Annotated in this window: 4 protein-coding genes; 3 read left to right on the top strand and 1 reads right to left on the bottom strand. The window is 64.5% G+C overall.

Going from position 1 to position 6540, the window contains the following annotated elements:
* The first annotated feature begins 730 nt into the window (after positions 1–730).
* Both ilvD and IVA82_RS20535 read left to right on the top strand, forming a co-directional pair.
* Complete coding sequence (ilvD, locus tag IVA82_RS20540; protein ID WP_247388085.1) at positions 731–2455, top strand: dihydroxy-acid dehydratase; 1725 nt, start codon at positions 731–733, stop codon at positions 2453–2455.
* Positions 2442–3266, top strand: a complete 825-nt coding sequence (locus IVA82_RS20535; RefSeq protein ID WP_247388084.1) for a tetratricopeptide repeat protein — start codon at positions 2442–2444, stop codon at positions 3264–3266. Before ilvD ends, IVA82_RS20535 begins: the two co-directional genes overlap by 14 nt.
* 16 nt (positions 3267–3282) lie before the next feature.
* On the opposite strand, the gene xth is transcribed toward IVA82_RS20535, so the two are convergent.
* Positions 3283–4080, bottom strand: a complete 798-nt coding sequence (gene xth / locus IVA82_RS20530; protein WP_148739777.1) for an exodeoxyribonuclease III — start codon at positions 4078–4080, stop codon at positions 3283–3285.
* Between the two features lie 132 nt (positions 4081–4212).
* Here xth and IVA82_RS20525 point away from each other — a divergent pair, with 132 nt between their 5' ends.
* The gene (locus IVA82_RS20525; protein WP_247388083.1) at positions 4213–6540 is read left to right on the top strand and encodes an ATP-binding protein; all 2328 of its coding nucleotides are present in this window, start codon (positions 4213–4215) and stop codon (positions 6538–6540) included.

Below are 6540 nucleotides of genomic sequence, written 5' to 3'. Positions count from 1 at the left end.
TCATCCTGAGGTGCGCGCTCTGCGGCGCATCGCGCTGCAGAACAAGCCTCGAAGGGCGACGGCCCGGCTGCATAGGGGCCGCTCATCCTTCGAGGCTCCTCGTGCGGCGCTTCGCACCGCACGCCTCGCGCCTCAGGATGACGGGATTGATATCTCTTGCTGTGGTCGCAATGACGATGTGGAGAGAGCGCGCCTCACTCCTCCCGGACGCAGTGTAGCGCTCCTTCAGCGGTGCGCTGCAGAGCCGGGCCCATCTCGGCGCTGCATATAGTGTTGCCCATCTGGGTCCCGCCGCAACGCTGAAGAGCGTTGCGGCGCGTCCAGGATACGAGAGCAGGCGGCGGGGCGCGGATGCCGGGAAAGCCCACTACAACCGAAGGCAACGGTGACGACTCAGTTCCGGTGCACTCCGCCCTCGAGACAAAAGAGGGCGCGCTGAGTCTGCCTCGAAATCTGAAGTTGTGGATGGCTCTCCCATAGAGGGTATCATGGTAAGGCCATCCGTGTCCTTTGAGCCACGATTGTGCCGTCAATGCAACAGTCAGCCGCGATCTAACCCTCTCTTCGCATCGGCGCCGCTATTTAGCCACACCCGAACATGAATAAAATCATTCGAATGCTTAATCGGCAGCGGCGCTCCTTGAAAGGCGACGAGAAATCCCAAGGTCGATTCAAATCTTGGGTCTGATTTTTCGGGTCTGAAAGGGTTGGCTGGGGAAACTGGTTTGCGATGGACGCGAAGAGCAACATCAAGCAGAGGCTGCCGAGCCGTCACGTGACGGAAGGCCCTACGCGCGCGCCCCATCGCTCCTACCTCTACGCCATGGGTCTGACCACCGAGCAGATCCACCAGCCCTTTGTGGGCGTCGCCTCCTGCTGGAACGAGGCCGCCCCCTGCAACATCGCGTTGATGCGCCAGGCGCAGGCGGTGAAGAAGGGCGTCGCGTCGGCCGGCGGGACCCCGCGTGAGTTCTGCACCATCACCGTCACCGACGGCATCGCCATGGGCCATGACGGCATGCGCTCCTCGCTGCCGTCACGTGAATGTATCGCCGACTCGGTCGAGCTGACGATCCGTGGCCATGCCTACGATGCGCTGGTGGGTCTTGCCGGCTGCGACAAGTCGCTGCCGGGCATGATGATGGCGATGGTCCGCCTCAACGTGCCCTCGATCTTCATCTACGGCGGCTCGATCCTGCCCGGCAATTTCCGCGGGCAGCAGGTCACCGTGCAGGACATGTTCGAGGCCGTCGGTAAGCATTCGGTCGGCGCCATGTCGGACGAGGATCTCGACGAGATCGAGCGCGTGGCGTGCCCATCGGCCGGTGCCTGCGGCGCGCAGTTTACTGCCAACACCATGGCAACCGTGTCCGAGGCGATCGGGCTCGCACTGCCGTACTCGGCCGGCGCGCCCGCACCTTACGAAATCCGCGATGCGTTCTGCATGACCGCAGGCGAGAAGGTGATGGACCTGATCGCCGCCAATATCAGGCCGCGCGACATCGTCACCCGCAAGGCATTGGAGAACGCGGCCGCCGTGGTTGCGGCCTCCGGCGGCTCGACCAATGCTGCGCTGCACCTACCGGCGATCGCGCATGAGGCCGGAATAAAATTCGACTTATTTGACGTCGCCGAAATCTTCAAAAAGACACCGTATGTCGCCGATTTGAAGCCAGGTGGCCGTTATGTCGCCAAAGACATGTTTGAAGTTGGCGGCATACCGCTTCTGATGAAGACGCTGCTCGACAACGGATTTCTCCACGGTGACTGCCTCACCGTCACCGGTCGAACGATCGCCGAAAACCTCAAGAGCGTGAAATGGAATCCGCACCAAGACGTGGTGCACCCGGCAGACAAGCCCATCACCGTCACCGGCGGCGTGGTCGGTCTGAAGGGCAATTTGGCGCCAGAAGGTGCGATCGTGAAAGTCGCGGGAATGTCCAACCTGAGGTTCACCGGTCCAGCGCGTTGCTTCGATCGGGAGGAGGATGCCTTCGAGGCCGTCCAGAACCGCACTTACCGCGAAGGCGAAGTCATCGTGATCCGCTACGAGGGGCCCAAGGGCGGCCCCGGCATGCGGGAAATGCTCCAGACCACCGCGGCGCTGACCGGCCAGGGCATGGGCGGCAAGATCGCGCTTATCACTGACGGCCGCTTCTCCGGCGCCACCCGCGGCTTCTGCATCGGTCATGTCGGGCCCGAGGCCGCTGTCGGGGGGCCGATCGGACTGTTGCAGGATGGTGACATCATCGAGATCGACGCGGTCGCCGGCACCCTTGACGTAAAATTGAGCGACGACGAGCTCGCCCAGCGCAAGACCAAATGGCGCGCTCGCGCGACTAACCATACGTCGGGCGCGCTGTGGAAATATGCTCAGCAGGTTGGGCCGGCGATCAATGGGGCGGTAACCCACCCCGGCGGCGCGTACGAGAAGCAGTGTTATGCGGACATCTAGGCGTACCATCGTTGCGTTTGTGTTGGGGGCTGCTGCGCTGGCCGCGCCGGCGCTCGCCTTCGACGGTGCGCCCGTCAACCAGAAGGATGCGGCTATCCCGGTGGTCACCACCTTGCCCGGCGTCGCAGGCAAGGTGCGCAACGTGCCGCCGGCCGTGGCCAGCCAGGAAATCTCGCTCAGCGCCCTGCAATATGCCGCCGAGGGCGGTCATCCGATCGCGCAGTGGAAGCTCGGCCGCATGTATGCCAATGGCGACGGTGTCGCCCAGGACGATGTGCGCGCATTCGAATATTTCAGCCGGATCGCGAACGCGCATGCCGAGGACAGCCCGTCGACGCCGCAGGCGCAGATCGTGGCCAACGCCTTCGTCGCGCTCGGCCGCTACTATCTCAGCGGCATCCCGAATTCGAAGGTCAAGTCGGATCCGGACCGGGCGCGGGAGATGTTCTCGTACGCGGCGTCCTATTTCGGCAATGCGGATGCTCAGTACGATCTCGCCCGGCTCTACTTGAAGACGCCGGACGCCTCGCGCGAGGACTTCCGCTACGGCGCGCGCTGGCTCGGCCTGGCCGCGCAGAAGGGCCAGCACGAGGCCCAGGCGCTGCTTGGCCAAATGCTGTTCAACGGCGACCGCCTGCCGCGGCAGGCCGCGCGCGGCCTGATGTGGCTGACCCTGGCGCGTGACAGCGCCGGCACCGAGGAAGTCTGGATCAAGGAAAGCTACAACCGCGCTTTCGCCAAGGCCTCCGACGACGACCGCGCCATGTGCCTGCAAATGCTGGAACAGTGGGTGCAAGGCCGCCACGAGTGAGCCTGCAGAGGCGGCGTTACGCCGCCTCCAAATCCAGATCCGCCCATACCGGCACGTGGTCCGACGGCTTCTCCCAGCCGCGCACATAGCTGTCGATGCCGACATTGGCGAGCCGGTCGCTGGCCTGCGGCGACATCAGAAGATGATCGATCCGCAGGCCCTGGTTCTTCTGCCAAGCGCCGGCCTGATAGTCCCAGAAGGTGTAGAGTCCGGGCTCGTCGGTGACCGTCCGCAGCGCGTCGGTCAGGCCGAGGCCGAGCAGGGACTGAAAGCTCTCCCGCGTCTCGGCCTTGAACAGGGCGTCCCCGGTCCAGGCGGCAGGATTGTGCACGTCGCGGGCGGCGGGGATGACGTTGAAGTCGCCAGCGAGGATCAGCGGGTCCTCGGCCTTAAGCCGCTCCTTCGAATACTCAAGAAGCCTCGACATCCATTTGAGTTTGTAGGGATATTTCTCGGTCCCAACTGGATTGCCGTTGGGCAGGTAGAGGCAGGCGATGCGCAGCACGCCGCGCTTGAGCGTCACCACGCCCTCGAGGAAGCGGGCATGCGCATCCTCGTCATCGCCGGCAAGCCCCGACTTGGTCTCGTCGAATGGCAGTTTCGACAGCAAGGCGACGCCGTTGAAGGTCTTCTGGCCGTGGGTGACGACGTTGTAGCCCATGGCCTCGATCTCCAGCCGTGGGAAGGCCTCATCGACGCATTTGATCTCCTGGAGGCAGACGATGTCCGGCTGGCACTCCCGGAGCCAAGTGAGGAGATGCTCGATCCGCTGCCGGACCGAGTTCACGTTCCAGGTGGCTACTCTGATTGGCATTGCGGGGAGCTCCAGGCGGGGCCCCGTTAGAACAAACTGCAAACGCGCCCGTCAAGGACGGCGCAAAATCTCCCACAAAATTAACCCGGCCTAAGCAGGCCGCGGGCCATTAATGCCGAAAAGGTTCCTCGGATGGGATGGCCGGACAAATCCATAAAGCGAAATGAACCGCGTGACGGCCTGATCGGCGCGTTCCTGTATTGGCTCGGCGGCTTCGAGATCGAGGACGGCCTGACCGCCAATCTCAGCGAGCGCGAGATGCGCCGGATCCGCGCCAAGCAGATCGACGCTGTGACGCGGCTGATCCCGGTGACGATGGCCGTCACCATGCTCAATGTCGCCATCGTGCTGATCCTGTTCTGGGGCAGGGGCTGGAACGACTTCCTCGCGATCTGGGGCCTGACGCTCGCCACCACGGCTTCGCTCGCCGTTCGCGCCTGGCGACGTTCCCACCAAAATCCGCCCCAGGAAGCAACAGTGCGCGCCGCGCGGCAGATGATGCGGCAGGCATTTTTCCTCGCGGCGATCTGGGGCACGCTGCCGCTGGCACTGTTCAGCCGCATCGAGCCGACCAGCCAGCTCATTCTGGCCTGCCTGATGGTCGGCATGATGTCCGGCGGCGCCTTCACGCTGTCGACCTTCCCGCGCGCCGGTCTCGTCTATCTCGCCACCATGACGGTTGCCTGCGCCAGCGCGCTGCTGCTGTGCGGCGCCGGGCCGTACCTGATGACCTCGGTGTTCCTGCTGCTGTTCGCGTTCTTCATGGCGGGCAACATTGTCTCCCAAGGCAATCTGTTCGTCGGCAATCTCAAGGCCCAGCTCGAGCTCGAACGGCAGACCGAGATCATCTCGCTGCTGCTGAAGGATTTCCAGGAGAATGCCAGCGACTGGCTATGGCAGACCGACGCCGAGGGGCATCTGGTCGACGTGCCCGAGCGCTTCGCCGCGGTCGCGCAGCTGCCGCTTCCGCTCCTGAAGGGATCGCATTTCGCCGACGTGCTCGACATGCTCTGCCCCGAGGACAAGACGGCGGCCTGCAACATCGTCGGCCTGATGGAGCATGCCGAACCGCTGCACGAGATGAGTATCAAGGTCGTCGCCGGCGGCGAGGCGCGGCTGTGGTCGCTGACGGGCAAGCCGGCCTACGACCGCGACGGCCAATTCCTCGGCTATCGCGGCTTCGGGCGCGACGTGACCGAGCGCTGGCGCGCGGAAAAGGCTGAGGCCGAGAACCGGGCCAAGTCCGACTTCCTGGCTGTGATGAGCCACGAGATCCGCACCCCCATGAACGGCGTGCTCGGGCTTGCCAGCATGCTGCTTGAGACCAAGCTCGATCCGGAACAGCGCGAGGCCGTCACCACGATCGGCGAATCCGGCGACAATCTTCAGCGCATCCTCAACGACATTCTCGATCTCTCCAAGCTCGAAGCCGGACGTTTCCAGTTCGAGGTGATCGACTTCGCGCCGCAAGCGCTGGTCGAGACGGTCGCGGCCGTGGTGCGCGCAGGCGCCAGGAGCAAGGGGCTCGAGGTCAAGGTCGAACTCGACCCGAACCTGCCGCCGACGCTGCGCGGCGACGTTGCGCGTATCCGCCAGGTGCTGCTCAACCTCGCGTCCAATGCGGTGAAATTTACCGATGCCGGCGAGGTGACGATCTCGGCGACCTGCCAGGCGCGCCGCGATCTGCTTACGACCGTTGAATGGAGCGTGAGCGACAGCGGTATCGGCATCGCACCCGAGAAGGTCGGGCAGCTCTTCTCTGACTTCGCCCAGGCCGATGCCTCGATCAGCCGCCGTTTCGGCGGTACCGGGCTTGGCCTCGCGATCTCGCGGCGCATCATCGAGCAGATGGGCGGCACCATCGGCGTCACCTCGACGCCGGGCGAGGGCTCGACCTTCCGCTTCACGCTGGTGCTGCCCTGGAGCCAGGCGCAGGCATCCGACCAGACTACAGACCGCGACGAAGCCGACGATCTCAAGGCCCGCATCGCCGCGCTTGACCGGCCGCTGAAGGTGCTGGTCGCGGAGGACGATGCCGTCAACCGCATGGTCGTGAGCAAGATGTTAGGTGCCTTCGAGGTCGAGCTGCGCGTCGTGAGCGACGGCGTCGAGGCGGTCGAGGCGGCCTCCGAGGGTGACTACGACGTCGTGCTGATGGACGTGCGCATGCCCGACATGGATGGCCTTGCCGCGACCCGGGCAATCCGCGCGAAAGGCGCGCGCTTCGCGGAATTACCGATCGTCGCACTGACCGCCAATGCCTTCCCGGAAGACGTCAGGATCTGCCGCGAGGCCGGCATGTCGGACTTCCTGGCAAAGCCGCTACGCAAGCCCGCGCTGGTGACGGCATTGCTGCGCGCACTGAACCGTGACGCGTGGGACGACGCGCCCCTTCAGCCGAACGTGATGCCGGCCGAGGTAGAATGGACGGACGAGGAAAGGCAGATGACCGGCGCGTAG

Origin of the sequence: Bradyrhizobium sp. 142, from assembly GCF_023074015.1 — a bacterium.
GTDB lineage: Bacteria > Pseudomonadota > Alphaproteobacteria > Rhizobiales > Xanthobacteraceae > Bradyrhizobium.
This window is presented reverse-complemented; position numbering and strand designations above follow the sequence as displayed.